Below are 24,437 nucleotides of genomic sequence, written 5' to 3' on the forward strand. Positions count from 1 at the left end.
GGCCTTGGCAGGCGATTTTTTCAAGGAGTGTTGGGGCTTCATCTTCGTTCCTTCGTCACTACGACGAAGCCCCAACACTCCTTAATTCACAACCTCAAATCTGTGCCATTGGCGCTGACGGGGAACACTGCCCGTCGTCGTGGTTGACCAGGATGGCAGCGCCCTCAGTAGAGCGATGATCGTCGACCTGGACGCGACGCGCGCCAGCCGGGTTGCCGAGGTCGTCCCGAACGTGGCCACGGCCAGGCAGATCATGCGAATCGGCAAGGCTGACGGGATCATCCTCATTTCCGATAATCTGGAGCGTCAGCTTCGCACCGGAACGCCCGGCGCCGGCGTCGCCGTGTGGGTCAATGCAACCTACCTCCTGCGCGCCAGCACCATCGGCGAAGCTGTGACGGCTGTCATCCAGAACATCGCCACGTCACGGCTGATCCCCGGAACCCAACTCAGTCGCGGCGGGCTGCCCGTCGCGGTCACCACCGAACCGTTGTTCAATCGGACGGGTGGTTACAAGGGCTATGTCTTTCCGGCCGTAGCGGTGATCATCGTTCAGCAGACGCTGCTCTTCGGCGCCGCTACCTTCATGGGCGGACGACGCCGCTCCGGCGCATGGCGGATGGGTGTCGCGGAGTTCTGGGGTACGCTGGCGGCGTTCGCGTCGGTGGGCATCCTGGGGTGTTATTTCCTCTTCGGGTTCATCTTCTGGCTCCAGGCTGTGCCCGTCGATGGCGACATTACCGGCATGATGGTGATGGTCCCTGTCTTCGCCACGGCGGTTGCTGCCCTAGGGCTGCTCATCGGCAGCGTGTTCGATTGCGCCGAGCGGGCAACCTACATCCTGGCACCGACCTCGGTGCCGTTCTTCTTCCTCACCGGGACCGCCTATCCGCTCGATCAGATGCCGCGTTTCATCGCCGCTCTCTCTCACTTGATCCCGGCCACCGCCGGCGTCCACACGTTCGTCCCGTTGAACCAGATGCATGCGAGCCTGGGCGAGGTCACGATCCCGGCCCTGACCCTTGCAAGCCTTGCCATCGGCTATGCCATGCTGGCGTATTCGCGCCTCGTCGGCTTCGGCGCGATGGTCGGGACGTCCGCCACCGAGGCCTGAATGGAGGGCAATCCTCGCCAAGGAGCGCAAGCTCCACCGTTTCCGCGGCTGTAGTGTATCGCGCACTCCTTCTAGCCGCTCGTAGTGGCTGCGACCTCGCTTCGCATGGCCACGAGACTTCGTGTCGCTGATCGCTGCCACCTACATCGATAGTTGCCTCACGTAGAGACCTGGTCGAGTCAGCAAGAAAGGGAACCATTCGGTTCCCCTAGTGTTGTTGGTGGGTAATTGCCGGGAAATGGCTGGGCCAAGCGGCGCCGCGACCGGCGTCGGGACATGGGCAACAGACGAGGTCAGGCTTTGAAAGCACCGCTTCTCTATTCGTCCGACATCGAGACGATCGCCGAGGATGAAGAGCGCCTGACGGCCGAGATCGTCGAGCAGATGGCGGCCGGCAACCGCTGCGCTTTCGAGCATCACCGTCACGCGATCCGCGACGCGCATGCCAAGTCACATGCCGTCCTGAAGGGCACATTGACGGTTCACGACGATCTGGCGCCGGAACTGCGGCAGGGTATCTTCGTGCGCCCAGCCACGTATGGTGTGGTCGCACGGCTGTCCTCGGCACCCAGCGACATTCATTCGGACGCGATCCCTGCGCCGCGAGGCTTCGCGATCAAGGTGATCGGCGTCGAAGGAGAGCGGTTGTCGCCCGATATCGGGGGCGCCAACCAGGATTTCCTGATGGTGAACTTTCCCGTCCTCGCCTTTGGCACCATCGCCAAATACAAGCTGATGCTGAGCCTTCTCGAGGCGAATGCGCATGCGCCCGACACCTTCCAGCGGCTGATCGCGGGCACTGCGCGGGGTGCCAAGAAGACAGTGGAGGCGTTCAGGATGACGCCGGGGGCGACACTCGAAGGTTTGGCGCGCGACAACCATCATCCGCTCGGCGAGAGCTACCATACGCAAGGTGCTATCCGCTTCGGTGACCATGTCGCCAAGCTGGCGCTGTCCCCAGCTTCCGATAACGTCCGGGCCTTGACGGGACAGCCGGTGGGCAAGACGGATTTCTCCACGATGCGGGATGTTATGGTGGAGCATTTCGCCGGCCAGGGCGCGGAATATGCCCTGTCGGCGCAGCTCTGCACCGATCTGGCGGAGATGCCGGTCGAGGATGCGGCGGTACGCTGGGACGAGAAGGTGTCGCCGCATCGCCCAATCGCGACGCTGCGGTTCGCAGCGCAGGACGCTTACGCCCCGGCACGCCAGGTGTATGGCGACGACGTCCTGTCTTTCAATCCATGGAACGGCGTAGAGGCGCACCGCCCACTCGGCCAGATCATGCGCATCCGCCGGGCGGCTTACGAACGCTCCACCAGCTACCGCCATCGGATGAACGCGCGCCCCCGGATCGAGCCTGACCGGCTCGATGACATTCCCGATTGAACAAGCAGGAGGTCGTGATGACCACAGACAACAAGGACCCGCGCCTCGCGGATGAGAGCAAGCTTCAGGAAATCCGTCGCCGGGTGGAGGAAGTCGCCGCCGATGCACCCCACCTCGCCAAGATCGCGCTCGAGGCGATGATCCGCAAACATAATCCGGACCTGAAGGGCAGCGCCCGGTCGGCCGGCCGCGCCGGCAAGCAATCCGGCAACGTGTCCGAACTCACCGCCATCGCGACGCTCAAGCCGGGCGGCGCGGAGCGCCTGCGACGGATCTTCGATCTCACCGCCGGCAACATGGACGGCGCCCAGCGCGTCTCCACCCTGCACGACATGCGCTTCGTCTTTTTCGACGATGATACGCGCATCCTGTTCGCGACCGCTTACGACGGCGACTGGGACGCCTACATCAATGACTTTGCGACCAAGATCCCCGAGCTCATGGACCTTCTGTTCGCCAACGTCGAAGGCTGGCCGGGGATCGACAGCCCCAAGGTGAAGGATTTCATCGCCGACCACCAGATCGACGCTGCCGGCTGGTTCGTTGCCAATCCGCAGGTGACGGTGGTCGACGTACGCCGCTTCCAGCGAATGGAGAAGGCGCTCAACGTGTTCCTCGATGCAGAGGCCGCCAACATGGGCATCGACCCGACGACCAAGGCGGCGCTCGACCAACTTACAGACGCCATCTCCAAGCCGGAAGGGGTGGATTACTGACATGAGCGTTCTGGCGAACCTGAAGGCGCGCTTCAGCCGGGAGCGGGTCAAGCTGCAGCTCGACGACATCCAGGCCCTGATCCTGCGATCCCGGCCCGAGCCCTATGTCGGCCTGCACGCGATGCTGCACGTCGATGAGGCGGAAGGCGGTCGCGATCTCGTCCGCCGGCTCGCGCCGCACATCCCCTCGGCCCACGATTGGACGGACGACATGGACGCTTGGACCGGCGTCGCGATCAGCCATGCCGGCCTGAAGGCGCTGGGCGTGCCAGAGGCATCGCTGAAGAGCTTTCCCCTGCCGTTTCAACAGGGCATGGCCGCCCGAGCCGAGCAATTGCGCGACTTCGGCGAGAACGCACCCGACCGGTGGGAAGATGCCTTTCGGCCCGGCACCTGCCATATCGCGCTGACGATTTATGCCCGCGACGAAGCCGCGCTTGAAAAGGCGATCGAAGTTGCCATGACCGAGTTGGAAGCCTCGCATGGTGTCACGCTCGTCGGCACGCACAGCTTCGGGGCGGATGCCGATGCCAAGAATCCTTTCGGATTTCGCGACTCCATCTCGCAGCCGACAGTGGCGGGCGGCGGGGTGGACCCGCGGGGCGACGAGCGCGCGATCGCGGCGGGCGAGTTCATCCTGGGCGAAAACAGCGAGACCGGCGCGCCAGTCGCAATGCCCGAACCGGCCCCGCTCGGCCACAACGGATCGTTCGTGGTCCTGCGCAAATATCAGAGCGCGGTTGGCGCCTTCAACGATTTCATCCGTGCCAACGCCGATAGCGAAGCCGACCAGGAAAAGCTGGCGGCCAAGATGTTCGGCCGCTGGCGCAGCGGCGCGCCGCTGATCCTGGCACCGGATCGTGACGACGAGGCGCTGGGGGCGGATCGATCACGCAACAACGATTTCAATTTCGCGGAAGATCCCAAGGGACTGGTCTGTCCGCATTCAGCGCACATGCGCCGTCTGAACCCGCGCGACAGCCAGTTGACGATCCTGACCGACGTCAACATCCACCGCATTATCCGGCGCTCTTCCACCTTCGGCCCCAAGTGGACTCCGGACGTGACGGCGGCCGACGATGCGAATGGCGATCGCGGCATCTTCTTCATCTTCATCAGCGCGCGGGCGTACGATACGATCGAGTTCCTCCAGCAGGAATGGATCAACCGGGGTAACTTCATCGATCTTGGCACCGAGAGGGACCCGATCGTCGCGCTGCACGAGGAGCCCGGGACCTTCACCATTCCGCAGGAGCAGGCGCGAAGGCGCGTCAACGGCGTGACCACCTTCAACCGTCTGATGGGCGGCGAATATCTCTTCATGCCGTCGCTGACGGCGCTCCGGTGGATCGGTGAAGCAGGCTGGCGCTGAACCGTCCGGCGGGCCCGGGGGGCGCTCGCAATACCGTTCGCATCGGCATGCCATCACCGTTTCGGCGGACGCGATCGACGAACCGGGCCACGTCAACAATGCTGTGTACCTGCAGTGGGTGCAGCAGGCGATAACCGCGTACTGGCGCGCGGTGGCGAGGAAGGAAGATGTCGACCGGCTTCGCTGGATCGTCGCTAGTCACGAGATCTTCTATCGAAAACCGGCCTTTCTCCGCGATAGTCTCGTCGCGACGGTGCAGCTTACCAAGCACACAGCGTCGCGAGCATGGTTCTCGACGAGTATCAGCAGGGACGGCGAGACGGTCGCCGAGGTGCGCTCGACGCTATGCTGTCTCGATGCGAGTTCGGGTCAACTCGTCCGCCTAACTCCGGACCTCGCGCAGCCGTTCTGCCTGTAACACGCCGGGCCTATGAGGGGCGGTTAACCCTGGCGAGCAGCTTGGGTCGGATGGTGCGGCGCAGCCCGCGAGCAAGCTGCGCCACGGCCGATCATGCTCAGCCTCTGGGCAGCGTCGGAACGGCTCGAGCGGTCGTCGCCGACGCTGACCGGGACCGATCAAAGCTCGGAGCGATGTAAGGAAGAGCCGCGATGGTCGGTGAAAAGAGAATGCCGAAAAGCCAACGCGGTCGGATAGGCCGGCCGAGTGCCGAACAGGCGGCCAGTCTGGAAGACCGGATCCTGGCCGCCACTTGGGACTTGCTGCTCGCAAAGGGTGCCCGCGAACTCTCGGTCGAACGGATCGCACGTGCGGCTGCTGTCAGCAAGAAGACGATCTACACTCGCTTTCATGGCCGCAGTGATCTCTTGATGCGCCTCCTGCGGCGCAAGCTGGAACTGGAAGAAAGCGGACTTCATGAGGACGTGGATGCGGAAGACTTTCGCGATGCATTCTGCAGCGTCGGGAGGCGTATCCTGGCCTTCTTGATCAGCGCGGAGCGTCAGGCGATCGCAGCGGTGCTGGCGGAACTACCGGACGCGCGGCATGATGCCTGGACCTCTACCTATGCTGTCGGTCTACGCGCAATTGATGCCTTGCTAGCACATCCGGGAGCCGCGATCGCGCTAGCGGATCTCGATCTTGCGACGTTCCGTCATGCTTTGTTGCAATGTCTGATCGGTCGGGCGGAGAACATGCTGCGTGCTCCTGAGTCAGATCAGCCTATGAGCGAGGATTGGATGAAGGCCTTGGCAAAGCTCTTCATACGGCATGATTCGTAACCGCGGTGGTGACTGCCATAGCCAATAGCCTTGGCAGGGTAGAACGGCCTCGCCGCATCGCTCGTCTCCATCTGACGAGCTAAGCTACCAATGGCATGATTTCCGGGGAGCAGGTCATCAGGCTTGAACGCACCCAGATTCTTGAGGTGAACCGAACCCAGCACCAAAACCTGCGTCTTCTCCCCGGCCACCTTGGACTTCCAGGCACGCGGATCAAATGCCGGGTCTCGCGCGATAGCTGCACTTCCCAGCGAAAGGCAGACCAATCCCATTATAAGTGCGCGCATCTGTAGCCCCCTGTGCCCCGCGACCAGTGGCACGTTCTGATCGCCAAACACCAGTCGTTATGCCGAATTAGTGATTTCCGCTGCGACGCCTTCCCGATGGCGGGCGATTTTACATTGGAGGATCTGGGCTTCATCTTCGTTCCTTCGTCACTACGACGAAGCCTAGATCCTCCTTAAATCACAACCTCAAATCTGTGCCATTGGTGCTGACGGCGGACAGTGCAGGAGCGGGGCGGGCGCGAGCTGGACGCGGCGTTGCTGATGATGCCCCTCGTCCGCTTCGTATCATCGACCGATCCCGTGTGGCTTCAGACGCTCGATGCGATCGGCGAGCAATTGTCCGATGACGGGCTGGTCTACCGCTACCGTATCGACGACGCGCTCGAAGGCGATGAAGTCGCCTTTACGACATGCATATTCTGGTTTGCGGAGTGCCTGGCGCGCGCCGGCCGCTTGGATGAGGCGCGGATGCAGCTTGCCAAGGGTGCGGCTTATGCCAACCATCTCGGCCTGTTCGCCGAGGAGGTAGACGTGCGCGGCTTGTCGTTGGGAAACTTTCCCCAGGCGCTCACCCATCTGGCCTTCATCAGCGCCGCGCACTTCCTGGATCGGCGTTTGGACCCAGCGTACCGGCCAAGCTGGCAACCGTAAGGAAACCCCGCTCGATGCGCCGGCAACTGTTACTCACCTTGCAACGCTGGGACGCGCTGTTCGATGGGCCGAGTCAGGTAAGCCGCCATCTTCACGATGCGCGGATGCGACCTCACGACCCGACACTCTCCTATTGTCACGGCTGTCAGTAAGGATTACGCCTGTATCAACAGACCTTCCACTTCGTGGACGAACGGCACCGAGAGGAACCGATGGCAACGATCATCTACGTCGAGCACGACGGCACGCGTCATGAACAGCAGGTCACCGACGGCTGGAGCGTGATGGAGGGCGCGGTAAAGAACGGCGTGCCCGGTATTGATGCCGATTGCGGCGGCGCGGCCGCCTGTGCAACGTGCCACGTTTATGTCGATCCAGACTGGCTGACGGCGACCGGTGAGCGCACCGAGCAGGAAGCCGAGATGCTGAACTTCGCTGAAAACGTGGAAAGCAACAGCAGGCTGTCGTGCCAGATCGAGGTTACGCCCGCGCTCGACGGGCTGATCGTCACCATGCCCGAAAGCCAGCACTGAGCCCCATCATCCCGGAAGGATCCGTCGCATGAGCACCGCCGCCACTGCCGCCTTCGCCGCCACCAATCCCGCCCGCGACGCCGCCTATGCGACCCCGCTCGACAAGCTGGATCCGTCGCGCCCCGAGCTGTTCGCTGCCGACGAGATGTGGTGGAATTTCGAGCGGCTGCGTGCCGAGGCGCCGGTCCATTACACCGCCGAAAGCGCTTATGGGCCGTTCTGGTCGGTGACGAAATATAACGACATCATGGCGGTCGACATCGATCACCAGACCTTCTCGTCGGAGCCGGGGATCATGATGGTCCCGCCGCTAGCGCCCGGCGAAACGCCGCAACTCGAAGGGCTGGCGATGTTCATCGCGATGGACCCGCCCAAGCACGACGTGCAGCGCAAGGCGGTCAGCCCCGCCGTGTCGCCCACCAACCTTCAGATCCTGGGTCCGTTGATCCGCGAGCGTGCCGCCGCGATCCTCGATGGGTTGCCGATCGGCGAAGAGTTCGACTGGGTCGACAAGGTGTCGATGGAGCTCACCGCGATGACGCTTGCGACGCTGTTCGGCATGCCGCAGGAGGATCGCCGCAAGCTGACCTATTGGTCCGATGTGGTCACTGCGGAGCCGGGGCATGGCGTGGTCGAGACGCGCGAGCAGAAGATGGGCATCTTTCGCGACTATCATGCCTATTTTACGCAGCTGTGGAACGAGCGCGTCAATGCAGAGCCGACCGGCGACCTCATCTCGATGCTCGCGCATGATCCCGCGACACGCGGTATGTCGCCGATGGAATATTTTGGGAACGTCATGCTGCTGACGGTGGGCGGCAACGATACCACACGCAACACGATGACCGGCTCGGTCTATGCCTTGTCCAAGAACCCCGATCAGTTCGCCAAGCTGATGGCCGATCCGTCACTGCTGCCGTCGATGGTGTCGGAAACGATCCGCTGGCAGACGCCACTGTCGCACATGAAGCGTCGCGCCACCCGCGATGTCGAATTCCGCGGCCAGCAGATCAAGAAAGATGACACGGTTGTCATGTGGTACGTCTCGGGCAATCGCGACGATGAAGTGATCGAGCGCCCGAACGACTATATCATCGATCGTCCCCGTCCGCGCCAGCACATCTCGTTCGGCTTCGGCGTCCACCGCTGCGTTGGCAATCGCCTTGCCGAACTGCAGCTGCAGATCGTGTGGGAAGAGATCATGAAGCGTTTCCCGGAGATCAATGTGGTCGCGGAGCCCAAGCGCGTCCGCTCGAACTTCGTGAAGGGCTATGAATCGATGCGGGTCGTTATCCCGCGCCGGTATTGACCGTTACGCTGCCTACTTGAGGCACGTTTCGGTTTTGTCACTCGACCGGGCGCTTGTCGTCAAGGAGGTCTCCGCCCTGGGTTTCGGCGCGTTCCTCGTCGACCAGCTTGGCGATATGCGCGTCGGGCGCAGCATCGTGCGCGATCCTCTGTTGCGACACAGCCGGTTTCGGTGGTTTGGCGACTGGGGCGTTCGACGCGCTTTGGGTCGGAACGGCGGCACCCTGATCAAAACGCAGGCGGTAAATCGGTTCGGGCAGGGCAAAGCCGTGAGCTTCCAAACTACGCTTGGCTGCATCTAGCGCCAAACTGCGCCCTTTCAGATAATCGGTGCGCGACTGGTTCACCCAGCCGAAGAAGCGCAGGACAATGTTCGAATCCCCCACGTCGCGGATGATCGCGCTGGCGGCTGGCGCGTCCAGCACGAAGTCGAGATCACGGATCGCCTGCAGCCCCACCGCTATGCCGTCCACCGGATCGTCATCCGCGTCGATGCCGAGATCGAACTCGAACCGCCGCTCGGGATCGGCCTTGCCTTTGATGTCTTCGGTAACGCCAAACTCCCAACCGGAATGGCCCGATGGCACCCAGGGTGTCGCATGCGTTGCCGTAACCTCTCCATCCCAACCAGAGCGCTCGCTATCGTCATTGCCGGGGAACTCGACCTTAATCAGGCCGACCCCAGTCGAGTTCACCAACGTTCTGATGAACACAGCCAGCCGTTGGCGAGGGGTGACGCCCGTCGTCGCCCACCGGGTGATGTCGGCACCCTTAATCTGCAAAAAGGGCGGCACATAAGACTTGGTAATCGCCGCCGAGCGGGCTGTGGTTTTGGCAGCGTCCCACGCGCTTTGAACGTCAAGTAAAGTGCGGGCAGATACGCCGAAAGCTCGTTCTAATCGAGCTGCCATCTCGGTTGAGAGATCCGCTTTCCCGTTGAGAAAGTTTGAGAGCGTTGGACGGCTGACATCGATCAGCTTGGCCGCTGTGGTGACGTTGGTGCCAACAGGAATGACGTTGGTTCGGACATACTCGCCCGGATGGATAGATTCATTTTTCATACGTGTAGTGCATGACGCTACACGATGCATGTCGATGGCAATGTAGCGTGATGCGCTACACGCTACATCAAGGTTTAGGCTAATGTCATTTCCAATCCGTGCCGACATCAACGCTCAGACCATTCGAAGTCTGCGGCTGCCGACTCTCACGCCGAAATGCGCTGACTGCTGACGGTCAAGTTTCGCCGTCGACTGAGAATAGGATGGTTTACGTCCGGTCCGCTCGTTCGAGTGCCGTAACCTGCCAGTCCAAAACCGGCCCACTTCCAGCCGCTCAGCGCGCCGGATGTTAGGATGGCAGCTCCTGGGCCGGGAGCTGACAGGCCGTATTTACGCGGCCAAGCGGGAAAGGACGTGTGGGGGTAGAGCCTACGATCAGGCAGTCGGTGTGCGCGGGTGATCGTCGGCGCCGTTTTGAAGCCGATCCACGACCAAGTGACCTCGACGATGAACGCCTGCACCAGTCCATGCGCCGCAGCGCCTACCGCCTGACACCAGTTCCTGGCGACGAGCGACCTCGCCAATTAACAGCTTGCACTGATCTCACCGGTAACGGCTGGTGAATGGTCACTGGAAAGAAAATGATACCAGTTGAGGTCAGATTTTGATCGGCGATCTTAAGGAGGCGCGGCGGTCAGCCGGTTGGAGTCAGAAGACCCTAGCGGACCGGATCGGCGCCGACGCCCAGACGGTCAAAAGGCTGGAGAAAGGGGTTGGTTCGGTCACGACGCTGGTCGCGGCCATGAAGGCCCTGGACTTTCGCCTGACAGGGCTCGGTCCGGGCGCAACACTGGCTGACCAGTTGCGCACCCGCCGGCGCCTGCGGGCGCTTTCGGTGAGCGAGGTAGCGTCAAAGGCGTGCCTAACTCGGGCTACAGTCTCCAGCCTAGAACAAGGAGGCGGGTCAGTCGCGAGCCTTCTTCGCCTGCTCTCCGTGCTCGCGCCGAATGCCCGCCGCCGTGCGCCTGAGCGCGCCTACTGGGGACAGGGCGACAAGGAAGACCGGGACAGCCGCTTCACGCCGCCGGAGTTCATGGATGGCATTTACGCGGCCTTCGGCGACGTCGACCTCGATCCCTGCGGTCACGCGCTCAGTCCCGTGATTGCGAAGCGCCGCATCCTGCTCAGCGAGGGGGGAGACGGATTGGTCGACGACTGGTCGGGCCGTCTCGCCTTCGTGAACCCTCCATTCAGCGAGTTGCTCATGTGGCTGCGCCGAGCTCACCACCAATGGAGCGCCCGGAACGTCGAGACGGTCGTCTGCCTCGTGCCGGTGCGCACGGACGCCGCCTGGTTCCATCAGACGCTGAGCGCGGACGCCGATCTGTTCCTGCTTCAGGGACGGGTCCGCTTCCTGAGCCCGGCGGGAAAGGCGCAGCAGACCCCGTTCTCGCTGATGCTGGTGACGCTCGGCGCGACCGGCGAGCAGAAGGACCGCTACAGCGAGCTGGTGCCGGGCTTCTGGCTGGCGCGCCGGCGCAGACCAGGCGCGGACCCGTCGTGCGACGTCCCGGATGTCACCGGGCGGAAACCACCGGCACCTCGGCGATCCGCGTCGTCCACGCCGGCGACTTCGCCTCGGCGCGCATCCGCCAGTCTCGCTTGAACCCCTGCGCCGCCGGCACGGCGGTGTAGCGGCCGAACCTGCCGTTCACCTCGTCGAGCGCCGTCATCAGCCGGGCTCGCCGGTCGGTGTGGCCCTCGAACAGCGTCCGCGGGCGCAGGTCGGCGGCCACGAGGTCGTCCAGCATGATTCCCGCCTTCGTGTAGGCGAAGCCGTCGCGCCACGCCGCCTCCACGCCCCGGCGGGCGGCGGCGAGCAGTTCGAGCGAGTCGTCGGTCATCGGGTGCAGCGTCATGCGCCGGGATCCGTGGTGTTGCGGTCGGTCGCGGTTGTGCGGGTTAGTGTGGAAGAAGACGGTGAGCTGGGCGGCGACGAGTCCGTGCGACCGCAGCTTCTCGCCGGCACGCATCGCGTACTGGGCGACCGCGCCCATCAGGGTCTCAAGGTCGGTGACTGGCGTCCCGAAGGAGCGCGTCACCGCCATCCCCTTCCGCTGCGGCTCGACGACCTCCACCACGCTGGCGGCGACCCCCTGCAGTTCGGCGACGAGCCGCTCCAGGACGACGGTGCCGAGGCCGCGCGCCTGCTTCATCTGCATGTCCCGGAGCTGGCCCGCGGTGGCGACGCCCAGTGTCGCCAGCTTGGCCGCGGTCGCCCGACCGACACCCCACACCTCGGCCACCGGGAAGCGGTCGAGGACGAAGCCGCGGATGGTCTCGTCACGCAGGTCGGCGACCCCGTCGAACAGCGGGTTCTTCTTGGCGGCGGCGTTGGCCAGCTTGGCCAGGGTCTTCGTCGGTCCGATGCCGACGCAGGTCGGGATCGTCGTCCAGCGCTGTACCTGCCGCCGCATGGCGTTGGCATGGATCACGAGGTCGCGGTCAGCGAACGGCGCCAGATCGAGGAAGCTCTCGTCGATGGAGTAGATCTCCACCTCGCTGGCGAACTCCTCCACGGCCGCGACGACCCGCCGCTGCATGTCCCCGTAGAGCGTGTAGTTCGACGAGCGGACCACGACGCCATGCTTGTCGAGCCGATCGCGGATGAGGTGGATGGGATCGCCCATCTTCACGCCCAGCGCCTTGGCCTCGTTCGAACGCGCGATGGCGCAGCCATCGTTGTTGCTGGCGACCACGACGGGGACGCCGACCAGCTTCGAGTCGAATGCACGCTCGCAGCTGACGTAGAAGTTGTTGCAGTCGATCAGCCCGATCGCGGTCATGCGCGGTAACGGCGGGCCAGCGCGACCACGACGCCCCAGATTTCGACGTTCTCGTCGATGCGGATGGCGTCGTAGCCCTCCGCCTCGGGCACCAGCCACAGCCGGTCGCCGCGCCGGCGCAGCCGCTTCATCGTGCGGTCCCCGTGGACCAGCGCGACGACGATGTCCCCGGCGCGCGCCTCCACCGCTCGACTGACGACGACGAGGTCGCCGTCGGCGATCCCGGCACCGGTCATGGAGTGGCCCGCGACACGCATGACGTAGCTCGCCGCCGGATGGTCGATCAGCCAGGCCGCGAGGTCGATCGGCTCCTCCATGTCGTCCTGGGCCGGCGACGGGAAGCCGGCCGGCGTGGTGCAGACGAACAGCGGCAGCTCGTGAGCGACCGCTTCGAACGGCACGTCATGCAGGGTCAGGCTGGTCATCGGCACGCTTCCAAACACAGGTTCGGAAGCGTTGTAGGACGGGGCGAACATATTGAGAACGATATTTCCTGCATGAGCCGACAGGCGCCAGCGCCTCGGCGTCTCAATCATGCAGCTCCACATTGACGCGGAGCGCTGGATTGTTTCCAAAGAACGCAACATGAACGTGAAGAAACCAACTCGGTCCAGCGTCCGTCGAGAGCGATTGTTCAACATGTGCGCCAGATCGCTTGGCGGTCCGCGGGGGGCCAACCTATAAGCACGCCAGAGATGGGGGAAATCGCAATGTTCGGCAACGTCTTGAGCGAGGAGGACAAGGGCTGCGCAGGCTCCGATCCAGCGCGCTTGGCGGAGATGGTGCCCATCAACCTGGACGCGAACGCGAATGCGCCGGTCACCCAGCGCGTGACAGACGCCGTGGTGGCCGGACTGGTCGGGGGGACCAATCCTTCGAGCGGCCATGCCGGAGGAGCCGAGGCGCGCGCCACGATCACGCGAGCAAGAGACGCGGTGGCCTCCCTGGCCGAGGGCGTGTTCGACGACGCCGTGGTGTTCACCTCGGGTTGCACGGAGGCCAACAACACCGTGCTGCACGCCGCCCGGGCGCTGCGAGCCACGCTGATCACGACCGCAGTCGAGCACCCGTCGGTGCTCTCCCCCTCGGCGGCGCTTCAGCGCGACGGGGTTCCCGTGATCCGGATGCCGGTCGGAAGGGATGGCGTGATTGCATTGGATGTGCTGGAGAGGCATCTGCGATCGATATCCGGCGCGATCGTCTTGTCGGTGCAGACCGCGAACAGCGAGACGGGTGTCATCCAACCCATCCAGGAGATCGCTCGCCTGATCGCCAAGCGCGGCGACGTCCTCTTCCATACGGACGCCGCGCAATCGTTCGGCAAGCTGCCGCTGGTTCTCGGCGACGGCGGCGCGCATGCGGCGAGCGTCTCCGCCCACAAGCTGCACGGCCCGATGGGCGTTGGAGGCATCCTGCTGTCCGATGGCGAGGACCGCATCCACCCGCTGCTGCATGGTGGCGATCAGGAAGGACGCAGGCGCGCTGGGACCGAGGCCCTACCGCTGATCGCCGGGATGGGGGCCGCCTGCGCGGAGCGCGCCGAGCAGCTGGACGGCGATGTCGGCAGGATGCGGATGCTTCGCGACCGCCTGGAGGCCTCCATCGTGAGCAGCGTGGACGGCGCCGCCGTGAATGGCGTCGGATCCCCGCGGCTGCCGAACACGACGAGCATCCGCTTCGAGGGTCGGGACGCGATGGAGATCGTGGCGCGTCTGGACGCGCTGGGCATTCTCGTCTCGCAGGGCTCCGCCTGCTCCAGCATGCGTCCGACACCTTCGCACGTGCTGATCGCCATGGGGCTGACCGAGGCCCAGGCGTTCTCCACGGTGCGCCTGTCCACCTCCCCGCTGAACACCGAGGACGAGATCGACCGAGCGATCGCCGCCGTCGAGCGCGTGTGCCGAGAAGTGAGTAGAGCAGTATGAGCAAGCCCATCCGCTTCCAATATGGAGGTCACGCCACGTTCCCGGTGCGATACGGGTGGCTCCCGAAGGGCGTCGGGCGGCTGGTGCGCGACGGCACGTTCGTCGCCAACACGGAGACCGCGGACGAGCTAGGCCTCGGGTCGAAGATGGTGGACTCGCTCGGCTATTGGCTGGACGTGACCGGCCTCGGGGACCAGCGCGAGAACGCGCGTGGACCCATGCCGCCAAGCGAACTCGCGCTGTCGATCCAGCGGAACGATCCGTTCTTCGAATACCCAGGCACGTGGTGGTTCCTGCACCTGGCCATGGCGCGACGCGAGGGGACCGTCTGGTCGTGGTTCTTCAACGACTATCACGACCGGATCTTCGACCGCATCGCCTGCACCGACGCCTTCCTCCAGCACACCCGGAGCCACGCGATCCGCCCGGCGACGCCGGCCGCGGCCCAGCGCGAGATCGCCTGCCTCATCAGCTCGTACGCGGCGCGCGCCGGCGTCGACGTGGTGGACCCGGATGACGTCGGCGCCTGCCCGCTGCGCGAACTCGGACTCGTCGTCCGCCATGATGCGGTCAACCGCTTCGAGCGGACCAGGAACCCTCATGCCGTCCCCATGGAGGCGTTTCTGGCATCCGCCTGCCTGCTGGCGGCCGACATGGAGAAGTCGGCGCTGACACTCAGGGATCTGTCGTCGGCCCGTGGCGGGCCCGGGCGGGTGCTCTGCATGGGACTGGACGCCATCGAGGAGATGGTTGGAGAGATCGGGAGAAAACGGTGGGTCGACGGGATTGGCGTGGAAACGTCCGCGGGCGAGCGGCAGCTGGTCCTCGCTCCGCGCGCACCCGCATCCTGGCTCGGCGAGCTCTACGAGCGAATCGAGAAGTCGAAGGCGAAGGCGGCGTGATCGAGGACAGCTTCTTCCGGTCGATGAGCCTTGCCGAGGATCTCGGCGAGCCGACCCGCTTCAGTCATTACCGCCCGACCCGTCGCGCCGCGGCCGTCCTCAACGCCGTGTTGCAGCCCAACGCCGCGACGATGGTCATCGCGCCGTATGGCAGCGGGAAGAGCCTCGCCGCAGGCGTCGCGGCTCTCGCCGTGCGCAACGGCGAGGACGACCGACAGGTCGTCGCCGGCATGGTCGACGCGGTCGACGAACTCGCGCCCGAGATCGGCCACCAAATCCGGGATCGACTGCATTCCTGTCGCAGCGGCCTGGTGGTCGTCCTCTCCGGTTATGAACCCGATCCCCTGGCGGTGATCGCGAGAACGGCCGGCATGGCGAAGGCGCCGCAGACCGTGGAGGGCTTCGGGAAGGCGTTCCGCGAGGGCGGTTGGGATCACGTCTCGATCATCTGGGACGAGTTCGGCCGGCATCTCGAGGGCCTGGTCGGCGAGGGCCGCCCGGACGAGCTCGACATCCTCCAGCGACTGGCCGAGCGCTGCGTCCGGGCGAACGGCCCGACGATGAGTCTGACGCTGCTGCTGCACCAGAACCTGCTGGCTTACGCCGCTCGCCTCAACGAGACGACGCGCAGCGAGTGGCGCAAGGTCGAGGGTCGCTTCGCCGCGGTTCGCATGGTCGAGGACAGCCAGGAGATCTACCAGCTGATCGCACATGTCGTTGGAGGCCTCCGTCCAGCGGCGCCGAAGGAGAAGACGCCACCCGGCGTCATCGACAAGGTTCGCGCGGCGCGTTGGCTCGACGACATGGCCGACAACGCGAAGGTCGGACAGGTGCTCGCGGACGCGCGTCCGCTGACCCCGGGCGCCCTGCAGATCCTGCCTACGCTCGTCGCCCGCGTCGGCCAGAACGAGCGCAGCCTGTTCGCCTTCCTGCGCGAGACGGATCTCAATGAGACGGTCGGGATCGAGGAAGTCTACACCGCCTTCGCTGACGCGCTGCGCAGCGATGTCGGCATCGGCGGCGCCTACAGACGGTGGCTGGAGACGGAGAGCGCGCGCTCCCGCGCGCATAGCCCGCTCCAGCGTGAGGCGCTCGCCGCCGCATGCGTGCTCCAGCTGGGGACAAGCGGCGAAAGGCGCCGGCTGCCCCGATCCGTGCTGGAGCTGGCGCTCATGCGGCCTGGAACCGGGCCGACGGAGATTTCGAAGGCGATCGACGATCTTCTGGAGGCCAACCTCCTCCTTTGGCGGCGTCACAACGACGATGTGGCGGTGTGGCATGGCGCCGACATCGACGTCTCGCTCCGCGTGAAGGAGGAGCGCGAGCGGCAGGCGATCGGCTTCGACCTCCAGAGCTTCCTTGAGGAGCGCTTCCCGGCGCCTAACCTGCGCACGCCTGGCCATAACGCTCGCTATGGCGTGAACCGCTTCTTTGCCGGTGGCTATGTCGCGGCGGCGGACATCGATGGGCTGCAGGAGAGCGCCGCGCCGCGGGTCAAGTACGTCCTCGCCCGGAACCGGACTGAAATCGGGGTCGCAACCGCTGCGGCCCGCAGAATAGATCATGAGGGCACCATCCTCGTGATCCCGTCGAGGCCCGTCGAGGTCGAGAGCGCGGCGGTCGAGGTTCTCGCACTGGAGGCGCTGCGCGCGGATCGGGACTTCCTCGCCATCGACCCCATGGTCTCGACTGAACTGGACGAGCTGGAGTCTGTCGCCTTCCAGCAACTGGCTGCGCTGATGCGGTCGCTTCTCGACCCACGGGGCGGGAGCGCGACCTGGTGGTCGGCAGGCGAGCGGCTCCCGGTCTCCGGGGACCGGCCCGCATCGATGGCGGCCTCGCAGCTGCTGGACGACTGGTATGGCCTGACGCCCGCCATCGCGAACGAGCAGCTGATGCGCGAGCACGCCTCGCGCACGATGCAGACGGCGCCCCGGGTGAACAAGCCGCATGCCTTTCAGCCCTACGCGTAGCGTGGGCGGTGAATTCGCTGCCGGGCAACCCTCCAGCCGTGCTAGCGGAGCGGAGGTCGTGAGCCGGGCGAACCTAGATCAGCGTCTCGGCCGATTGCAGCAGAGCCGCGGCGACGATCTGCCGCTGTACGTGCGCCGCTGGTTGACCAAGCCGCTGGCGGCTGACTGGCACACGATCGCCCACGTCGAACGGACGCGAGTGCCGAAGGTGCCGATGGACGCGTCCTCGTTCAGCCCGGAAGCGTACGCCTGGCTGAGTCAGCGGGAGCCAGTAGCATGACGCTGTCGCGAAGGATCACCCGCCTGGAGGCATCCGGCGGCGGCGAGATGATGACCGCGGCTGATCGTGAGGCGGTAATCTCCCGCTATATGGAGACGCATAGCGTCTTCAAGCCCGCGTTCCCGAACGCCATAACGCCGGCCGCATACCGCCACGCCATCGAGACCACACGAAGCCCGTTCAGCCAGCAGCTTCTCGCATGCTGGTTACCCGGCGATGAAGACCTTTGAGGGGCAAACGGCCATGAACATCAGCATCAAGAACCGACTCGAGAGGCTAGAAGCCGCGGAGCCCGAGAACAACGTCCGTTATCGTCTGCACTTTCTTCGGAACGGTGAGCCGACACAGCGACTGCCCGCGCTGGTGGCTCACGAGCACCTGCTTGTGGTCAACTTCGTTGATCCCGCCCTGGACCTCCGTTCTCACTCGGTCACCAGCACGACTTAAACCACGCTGATCGGTAGCTTGTATCTACCTCATCCTGCACCGTAACTGCGAACCGAGTGTTGCCGTTCTTCTTTAGAAATGCCGTAAAGGTGTCGGCTGGTAACCAAAGGACAAGCGACCTCCCCGATTCAATCGTGGTCGGTAGTTTGGGCGTGAAAACTGCATCATCGCTCACTTGATGGGAGATCGCCGCGCGGGGGAGAGAAAAGCGGCGGTAGCGAAACATGTCGCTGACTCGGCTCTTCAGACGACGGGTGATCTCGGTATCAATGCTGACGTGTCGAACGTGTACCGGGCGGTCGGCAACGTTGCGGATGTTGACGCGGGTGAACCTGCCGACGGGAGGATATTGCTCTGACCCGTAAGCGGGCACGGCAGTGATCGACAGCCGGCGTTTTCCTGCAAGTATCTGTCGAATGGCAAGATAGCTACTCAGCAAGGCACCATAGGCGCCCAGTGCATCTCCGATCGTCATATGAGCAGCATCGCCTGCACACCACCTATGATCAAGGCTTCGCCTCCTGAAGCAAAGGCTGCCCACCCCATGTTGGATTGGAGGGCGTTGCACCCGATAGACCCCAAAACACCCTCTGACATTCGGCTAAGTGCCGAAGCATACCTGTGCCCACGATCATCGGAGGGATTATGCGCACAGAGGTTCATAACACTCTCGCCCGTTTCCGGGTGAATGACGCCTTGATCGCATCGGCGGCCGCCAAGGCGAGAAGTGATGGCATGACCTTGTCCGAGTTCATCCGCGCCGCAATCCGTCGCGAGGTTCGAAACTGATGGGCCTCTTCAGCGATCTTGCGCCCGGAGCGTTCTCGAATTTGGCCGCATCGTTCGCTGCGGAGCGACAGGCACAGCGCGCGGCGCAAGCGGATGAAAGCACTGTGTGTGCCTTTGCCAAGGCGGTTGCTTACCGGAGCGACATCCCGTTCCGGGATGCACTATTCGCCGTCGCCAACGTGGCCATCAACGGCGGGCCTGACCTTCGCACGCCCAAGGGCTGGGCCTGCACTTCGGCGCTCCTCGGTGTGCCGGGGCTGCCGATCACTCCCACAATTCACTGAGGACATAGCCATGGGACTCTTCGGCGCAATCGCGGGTTTGTTCGGCGGTGGATCGCAAAAGAAGGCCAGTCAGAAAGCAACTGATGCGCTGGTGGCTGCCTATAACCGCGGCATCGACACCCAGAACGCGTTCAACCAGCAGGTACGGCAAGACTACGTGCCGTATACGCGGGCAGGCACGGCTGCGATCGGCGAACTGTCGAGCCTCGCAGGCCTAGGGGACGACGCCAGCCAACAGGCGATGATCGACGAACTTCGGGCAAGCCCGCTTTACGCGTCGCTCTACCGCAACGGCGAGGAAGCGCTGCTCCAGAATGCCGCGGCGACCGGTGGCTTGCGCGGTGGGAATACCCAGCGCGGACTTGCCGACTTTGGGGCTGACACTTTGGCGCAGGTCTACCAGCAGACCTTCAACAATCTCAGCGGGCTGGCGGGGCTCGGGATGGGCGCGCAGGGGACGGTAACGCAGGTCGGCGGCAACACCGTCAATAACGTGACGAACCTGCTGAGCGAGATTGGCGGCGCGAAAGCCAATAACTTCCTGGCGAAGGGAAGGATCAACGCCGAGAACTGGGCAAATATCGGCGGCTTCCTCGACGACGCTGTGGCGAATTTCATCCCCGGCGGCAGTCTGCTGTCCAAACTTGGTCTCGGTAACAGCGGTGCGATCACTTCGCGCTCTACCGGCAACCTAAACCTTGCGTCGCAGTCGGTGCTTCGCGGCAACCCGAGTATCTTCTGATGAACCTCGACGGCTATTTGGGCGCCTTGGGACAACTCCCCAGCTACCAGGAGATGAAGCGGTTCTCGCTCGTCAATCGTGGTTTGGAAATGCAGAACCAGCAGGCGGAGCAGGCTACGGTTGATGCACAGTCCGATCGCGAGCGTGCCATGTTGCGGGCTCAACAGCGTGCCCAGGCTCTGTCGGCTTATCATCAGCAGCCCTCATCCCAAGCTGCAGTGCGCCTGATGACCGAATACCCGGAAATGGCGGAGCCGGTGAAGGAGGCGTGGAAGCTCCAGAGCGAAACTGCACAGCGTCAGCATCTGGGCACGTTGACGCAGGTAAAGTTCGCTCTTCAGAGCGGCCGTGTCGACCTCGCTGAGCAGGCAGCACAGCGGTATATTCAGGCCGCTAAGGCGTCTGGTCTTCCGGCTGAGGACGACGAGGCCATGGTTGAGGTGATCCGCACCAACCCCCAGCTAGCGCTTGCCAACATTGACGGTCTTCTTGCCGTCGTCGGAGGCCCCGAGAAGTTCGGGGATACGTCCAAGGCTCTCGCGGACTCCACGAAGACGATCGGCGAGAATGCGCGCGCGGCTGAGGTTCAGCCGAGCTTGGTCCGAAAGATGAACGCGGAGGCGTCCGAGTCTGAGACGAAGGCGCAATATGCTCCGCAGGTCTTTCAGTCCGGGCTGCTCAATGACGAAGCCAACCGCCGCAATATTGACAGCCAGATCACCACTCGCGCAGCGCAGATCGACATCGCCCGCGATACGCTCACGAGCAACGTACAGCTGAAGATGCAGGAGCTTGAGGACGCAGGCGCGCGGCCAGATCCCGGTTCGGTGAATATGATGAACCAAGCGGTAATCTCTGGATCTGCGAACGCCGCGCTGGCTGAACGTACCCGAGGTCTCGCGGATCAGTTCGCAGCATCTCCGGCGCGTGGCGGCGCGTTCTCCGACTGGGCCGAGTTCAGCAAGCGGCTCCTGGGGCGTCAGGATGCTGTTTCGATGTTACGGACGCAGTATCAGAAACTCATCAACAATGCCGCGATCAAATCGCTTCCACCCGGGCCCGCCAGCGACGCGGACATCAAGATTGCACGGCAAGGCTTCCCGTCACCGACTGCGCCGCGCGAGTACATCGTGTCGTGGATGAAAGGCATGGCGAAGCTGCAGGACATCGCTGCCGCGCAGGACAACGGCCGCGCCGAGTGGATCGCTGGCAACGGTAATCTTGGCAGCGCCAAGCGCGATCTGGTGGTGAACGGCGTGCAGATCCCGAAGGGCACCAGCTACGTCGACTATCAGCGCCGCACCGCCGCCACCGCCGGTCGCCAGCAGCTTCCCCCGCGTTCCTACATGGAGTTTGCCCGCTAATGCCGAGCCGCGCCCCCCAATCGTTTCGAGATCCTCGTTATGATGAGATCGATAGCTCGGTCGAGGCGAAGCTGGGGCTGCCCAAGGGCCTCCTGTCAAGCGTGCGACTGAAGGGTGAGCGCAGCAATGCCGACCAGGTTTCATCCGCTGGCGCGCAGTCGGTGTATCAGATCATTCCCGCGACGCGCTCCGCGCTCATGAAGAAATATGGCGTGGATGCCTATGAGGGTCCCGAACAGGCGGCGCTGGCTGCAGGCTATGTTCTGCGTGAAGGGCTCGACCGCAACAAGGGAAGCGCGGTTGCAGCGGTAGCCGAATATCATGGCGGTACCGATCGACGGCAGCATGGCCCGGTCAATCGGGCATATGTCGCGCGTGTGACCGGCACCGCCGGCGACTCCACGTTTGACCGCGTGCGAGCGAAGCGGACTGTTGAGCGTGAAGCCGAAAGCGGGCCCAGCCTGGCTAAGGTGTATGCCGCCTATCGCCGTGGCCTCATGTCGCCGGAACAGGCCGCCCAGTTCGAGCACGACGTGAACATGGGCGCGGTTCTTCTGCCTCCGGGCGGTAAGCTGAAGAAGACGCCGGCAGCGCCGCAACTGCCAGCCGGCGTCGTGCGCGCGTATAATGACATGAGCAGCGGGATGACCGTGGACCAGCGGCGGGAGATCGACAACGACCTGCGCGACGGCATCGCGTCGCTTCCTCGTGGTGCAAAGCTGAACCCATGGCGGGAAGGGACGACTGCTGAGAAGGTCGGCCGTGGGCTGGGGTTAGGGGCCCGCTCGATCATCGAAGGTGTGGGAAGCGCAGCCGGTATGGTCATGAACCCGCTGAACTCGCTGCTGAATGTTACCGGGCTGCCACAGAGGATCACAGGCCAGCCTCTCGCGATGGCGAACGATCCTGACGTGAACGTCGCCGACATGATGGGTTTACCAAAGCCGCGGACCGAGGCCGAACGTATGCTCTCTGCTATCGAGCAGGGGGCGTCTGGTGGCCTGGCCACCGCTGGCGCTGGTTGGGCTGCGTCCGGTGCACGGGGTGCCGCTGGCATGATCGGTCGAGCGCTTGCCTCTTCCCCTACAGCAGACGTGATCTCGGGCGGCCTCGGTGGCGGATCATCGGATGCCGCGCGTCAATCTGGGTTCGGACCGACGGGTCAACTCGTCGCCGGATTGATCGGCGGCGGCGCCGGTGTTGCTGGCGTTGTTGGGGCAGAGCGCGTTGCAGCCACCCGCCTAGGACGTCGCGCTGCAACGGAGCTTCCTTCGTCCATGCCGCGCGAAGCTGTGATTGATCGCTCCGGCGAGTTGACGGAGGATGGTCAGGAGCTTGTGGCTCGGCACGGCTTTGAGCCCGATGAGATCAAGCATGCCTATGACGATGCAAGCGCTTCGAGCGGCGATGCCAGCCCGGGCGGGCGTAATAACGAGACCCCGCCGGCATCTGATGGTTTGCCGAGGGAGGCGTCTGAACTAGCCGCAGCCTCGACGCCGATGGTTCGGCGCCATGAGGGCTCTGACTATCCCGTGCAGATCGTCGGGCCTGAGCAGGCCGACGCCAGCGGCCGCGTCCACGTGCAGGTGCGTGGGTTGGAAAGCGGCGAAGTCGGCTTTGTCCCCAAGGACGAGATCTTTCCTGCTGCACAGGCCGCGCAGCGAGCCGCTGCCTCAGCAGTCGAGCCTGTCCCAGCGGCACGCCCGCCCGCATTTCCGGCAGGTGATGCGGCTGGCTCTCCACGCGCCGCTGCCGGTCGCACCGCCGCCGATCGGACGCGCGAAGCGGAAGCGCTCGGCATTCCGCTGACGCGCGGGCAGGCAACCCAGGACTTCGCCGTTCAGGACACCGAGCAGACGCTGCGGGCCCAAGCGAGTGGGGAGGGGGAGAAGGCCCGAACTTTCCTGGTCGATCAGGCGGAAAAGATCAGGGAGGCGACGGTCAAGTTCCGCGAAGCGTTCGGCGCTACCGACATGACCAAGGCCGACCGTGGGCGCGTCGTGGTCGATGCTCTGCGAGAACTGCGCGACCGCGGGAAAGCAGGGATTAACGCACTTTATCGCGAGGCGCAGGAGATGGGCGGTGATGGCCTCTCTCTCGACACGAGCGGGATCACCGACGCGGCCCGGCGCGCGCTCGTTGAGGCGGATGTGCCGGATAGCGTCAAGAATGTGATCCGGCAGGAAATGGCCCGTTACGGTTTGATCGGGAAGAACCCGGTCACCGCCGAGGACGGGATCACCACCGTCACGCTGGCGGACGGGCGCAAAATCCAGTTCTATGGTGATCCTGAGCCGCTGACGGTTGGCAACGCGGAGGCGTTCCGGAAGGCGATCAACTCGCAATACACTGCGGATGGCCCGCGCAAGCTGTCGCAGCCGATCAAGGGTGCTGTGGATGATGCTGTAGAGGCCGCGGTTGAGTTGGCCGCTCGAAATGGCGTTAGTGGACCGGTGGGCGACACGCTTCGGCGTGCTCGGCAGGCTGTCGTCACGCATAAGGAGACGTTCGCCGCCAAGGACGTGGTGCAGAACCTGATCGATTGGAAGAAGGGCACGCGTACCGACAATATTCTGCCAGAGCATGCCATCCGCGAGGTGCTTTCGGGCGAAGTGAGCAACCTGCGCCGGATTAAGGCGGTGCTTCTCTCAAGCCCAACAGCAACCAGCAAGGCGGCATGGCGAGCGGTTCAGGCAGAGGGTATCGGCGGCATTTTCGACAAGGCTTACACTGCCAACAGCAATCTCGGCAGCGGCCCGGCCGGCAGCGTCAGCGGTGCCAAGCTCAACAGCGAGATCATCCGGTTTGGCGTGCCGAAGCTGAAAGTTCTTCTCGACGAGGGCGACTTCAACCGCCTGATGAGCCTGCGACGGGTAATTGGTGAAGCGACGATACCGATCGCGGGAACGACCAATCCTAGCGGTTCTGCGTTCAAGCTTATGCGCTTTCTCGCGCCTATGGCGGCACGTTTCTCCAGTATCCCATTCGCCGGTCCGCTTATCGATGTCGCGAGCGGAGTCGTGAAGCAAGCAAAGGCGACCGCTGAGGCGAAACAGACCCTTGCGGGAATGACGAGCTACAGCGCGAAGAAAGCTGCTGCCGAGCCGGCCACGAAAGCGGCAGCCAGCGCCTCTCGCGTGACGAAGGGCGATGATCCAGAAGCCGACAAACGGGCTGCCGACTTCATCGAGGCGCTAATCGAAGCTGGCCGATCTGGGCGCTTAACTGCTGCGATTATAGGCGCCAGCAGCAACGCAACCGCACAACGCGACTGA

23 protein-coding genes are annotated in these 24,437 nt (G+C 64.1%); 19 read left to right on the plus strand and 4 right to left on the minus strand.

Translation table 11 applies throughout. The annotated features are described in order from the left end of the window. The first annotated feature begins 127 nt into the window (after window positions 1-127). The 9 genes from CA236_RS00005 to CA236_RS00045 all read left to right on the plus strand — a co-directional run bounded on the left by CA236_RS00005 (window position 128) and on the right by CA236_RS00045 (window position 8,610). Entirely contained in the window at window positions 128-1,114 is a 987-nt protein-coding gene (locus CA236_RS00005; RefSeq protein WP_277600058.1) for an ABC transporter permease, read from the plus strand. A gap of 300 nt (window positions 1,115-1,414) precedes the next feature. Further along, window positions 1,415-2,503, plus strand: coding sequence for a catalase family protein (locus CA236_RS00010; protein WP_239436748.1), 1,089 nt, complete (start codon window positions 1,415-1,417; stop codon window positions 2,501-2,503). Between the two features lie 17 nt (window positions 2,504-2,520). Next, complete coding sequence (locus CA236_RS00015; protein WP_125944062.1) at window positions 2,521-3,219, plus strand: hypothetical protein; 699 nt, start codon at window positions 2,521-2,523, stop codon at window positions 3,217-3,219. Between the two features lies 1 nt (window position 3,220). Further along, window positions 3,221-4,591 carry a Dyp-type peroxidase gene (locus CA236_RS00020; protein WP_125944063.1) on the plus strand — a complete coding sequence of 457 codons (1,371 nt, stop codon included), beginning with the start codon at window positions 3,221-3,223 and terminating at the stop codon, window positions 4,589-4,591. Then, a complete protein-coding gene (locus CA236_RS00025) occupies window positions 4,572-5,009 on the plus strand; it encodes a thioesterase family protein (RefSeq protein WP_241212435.1) in 438 nt (145 codons plus the stop codon). Before CA236_RS00020 ends, CA236_RS00025 begins: the two co-directional genes overlap by 20 nt. 191 nt (window positions 5,010-5,200) lie before the next feature. Further along, the gene (locus CA236_RS00030; protein WP_125944064.1) at window positions 5,201-5,830 is read left to right on the plus strand and encodes a TetR/AcrR family transcriptional regulator; all 630 of its coding nucleotides are present in this window, start codon (window positions 5,201-5,203) and stop codon (window positions 5,828-5,830) included. Window positions 5,831-6,336: 506 nt separating this feature from the next. Beyond that, window positions 6,337-6,768 carry a glycoside hydrolase family 15 protein gene (locus CA236_RS00035; RefSeq protein ID WP_206430469.1) on the plus strand — a complete coding sequence of 144 codons (432 nt, stop codon included), beginning with the start codon at window positions 6,337-6,339 and terminating at the stop codon, window positions 6,766-6,768. Between the two features lie 212 nt (window positions 6,769-6,980). Then, window positions 6,981-7,301 carry a 2Fe-2S iron-sulfur cluster-binding protein gene (locus CA236_RS00040; RefSeq protein ID WP_046411193.1) on the plus strand — a complete coding sequence of 107 codons (321 nt, stop codon included), beginning with the start codon at window positions 6,981-6,983 and terminating at the stop codon, window positions 7,299-7,301. 28 nt (window positions 7,302-7,329) lie between these two features. Then, window positions 7,330-8,610 (plus strand): cytochrome P450, encoded by a 1,281-nt coding sequence (locus CA236_RS00045; RefSeq protein ID WP_125944065.1) that lies wholly within the window; start codon window positions 7,330-7,332, stop codon window positions 8,608-8,610. Window positions 8,611-8,647: 37 nt separating this feature from the next. Here CA236_RS00045 and CA236_RS18900 read toward each other — a convergent pair whose 3' ends face one another. Beyond that, window positions 8,648-9,670 carry a HigA family addiction module antitoxin gene (locus CA236_RS18900; RefSeq protein WP_206430473.1) on the minus strand — a complete coding sequence of 341 codons (1,023 nt, stop codon included), beginning with the start codon at window positions 9,668-9,670 and terminating at the stop codon, window positions 8,648-8,650. A gap of 604 nt (window positions 9,671-10,274) precedes the next feature. On the opposite strand from CA236_RS18900, the gene CA236_RS00055 reads away from it, so the two are divergent. Further along, window positions 10,275-11,276, plus strand: coding sequence for a DNA N-6-adenine-methyltransferase (locus tag CA236_RS00055; RefSeq protein WP_125944066.1), 1,002 nt, complete (start codon window positions 10,275-10,277; stop codon window positions 11,274-11,276). Here the strand turns inward: CA236_RS00055 and CA236_RS00060 are convergent. After that, complete coding sequence (locus tag CA236_RS00060; RefSeq protein WP_125944067.1) at window positions 11,188-12,456, minus strand: Y-family DNA polymerase; 1,269 nt, start codon at window positions 12,454-12,456, stop codon at window positions 11,188-11,190. The genes CA236_RS00055 and CA236_RS00060 overlap by 89 nt on opposite strands. Continuing rightward, entirely contained in the window at window positions 12,453-12,881 is a 429-nt protein-coding gene (gene umuD / locus CA236_RS00065) for a translesion error-prone DNA polymerase V autoproteolytic subunit (protein WP_125944323.1), read from the minus strand. Before umuD ends, CA236_RS00060 begins: the two co-directional genes overlap by 4 nt. A 285-nt stretch (window positions 12,882-13,166) precedes the next feature. Between umuD and CA236_RS00070 the strand changes: the two genes are divergently transcribed. Genes CA236_RS00070 through CA236_RS00090 form a run of 5 tightly spaced genes read left to right on the plus strand, consistent with a single transcriptional unit; the run spans window position 13,167 to window position 17,766 of the window. Next, on the plus strand, window positions 13,167-14,381 hold the full coding sequence (locus CA236_RS00070; RefSeq protein WP_164518803.1) for a cysteine desulfurase family protein: 1,215 nt from the start codon (window positions 13,167-13,169) through the stop codon (window positions 14,379-14,381). Then, window positions 14,378-15,283: a DUF4007 family protein gene (locus CA236_RS00075; protein ID WP_125944069.1), complete on the plus strand. Its 906-nt coding sequence runs from the start codon at window positions 14,378-14,380 to the stop codon at window positions 15,281-15,283. Before CA236_RS00070 ends, CA236_RS00075 begins: the two co-directional genes overlap by 4 nt. Continuing rightward, window positions 15,280-17,256, plus strand: a complete 1,977-nt coding sequence (locus tag CA236_RS00080) for a hypothetical protein (RefSeq protein ID WP_125944070.1) — start codon at window positions 15,280-15,282, stop codon at window positions 17,254-17,256. Before CA236_RS00075 ends, CA236_RS00080 begins: the two co-directional genes overlap by 4 nt. A gap of 58 nt (window positions 17,257-17,314) precedes the next feature. After that, window positions 17,315-17,536 (plus strand): hypothetical protein, encoded by a 222-nt coding sequence (locus tag CA236_RS00085; RefSeq protein WP_125944071.1) that lies wholly within the window; start codon window positions 17,315-17,317, stop codon window positions 17,534-17,536. After that, a complete protein-coding gene (locus tag CA236_RS00090) occupies window positions 17,533-17,766 on the plus strand; it encodes a hypothetical protein (protein WP_125944072.1) in 234 nt (77 codons plus the stop codon). The genes CA236_RS00085 and CA236_RS00090 overlap by 4 nt, the downstream gene beginning before the upstream one ends. Window positions 17,767-17,966: 200 nt before the next feature. Here the strand turns inward: CA236_RS00090 and CA236_RS00095 are convergent, their stop codons facing one another. Continuing rightward, window positions 17,967-18,458, minus strand: coding sequence for a hypothetical protein (locus CA236_RS00095; protein WP_125944073.1), 492 nt, complete (start codon window positions 18,456-18,458; stop codon window positions 17,967-17,969). 313 nt (window positions 18,459-18,771) lie between these two features. Between CA236_RS00095 and CA236_RS00100 the strand changes: the two genes are divergently transcribed. From CA236_RS00100 to CA236_RS00115, 4 genes are read left to right on the plus strand one after another with little or no spacing between them, the layout of a single operon-like run. Beyond that, complete coding sequence (locus CA236_RS00100) at window positions 18,772-19,056, plus strand: hypothetical protein (RefSeq protein ID WP_125944074.1); 285 nt, start codon at window positions 18,772-18,774, stop codon at window positions 19,054-19,056. Between the two features lie 10 nt (window positions 19,057-19,066). Continuing rightward, entirely contained in the window at window positions 19,067-19,798 is a 732-nt protein-coding gene (locus CA236_RS00105) for a hypothetical protein (protein WP_125944075.1), read from the plus strand. Beyond that, window positions 19,798-21,162: a hypothetical protein gene (locus CA236_RS00110; RefSeq protein WP_125944076.1), complete on the plus strand. Its 1,365-nt coding sequence runs from the start codon at window positions 19,798-19,800 to the stop codon at window positions 21,160-21,162. Before CA236_RS00105 ends, CA236_RS00110 begins: the two co-directional genes overlap by 1 nt. Next, the gene (locus CA236_RS00115; protein WP_125944077.1) at window positions 21,162-24,437 is read left to right on the plus strand and encodes a lytic transglycosylase domain-containing protein; all 3,276 of its coding nucleotides are present in this window, start codon (window positions 21,162-21,164) and stop codon (window positions 24,435-24,437) included. Before CA236_RS00110 ends, CA236_RS00115 begins: the two co-directional genes overlap by 1 nt.

This window comes from Sphingomonas sp. ABOLG, assembly GCF_003950435.1.
GTDB classification, from domain to species: domain Bacteria; phylum Pseudomonadota; class Alphaproteobacteria; order Sphingomonadales; family Sphingomonadaceae; genus Sphingomonas; species Sphingomonas panaciterrae.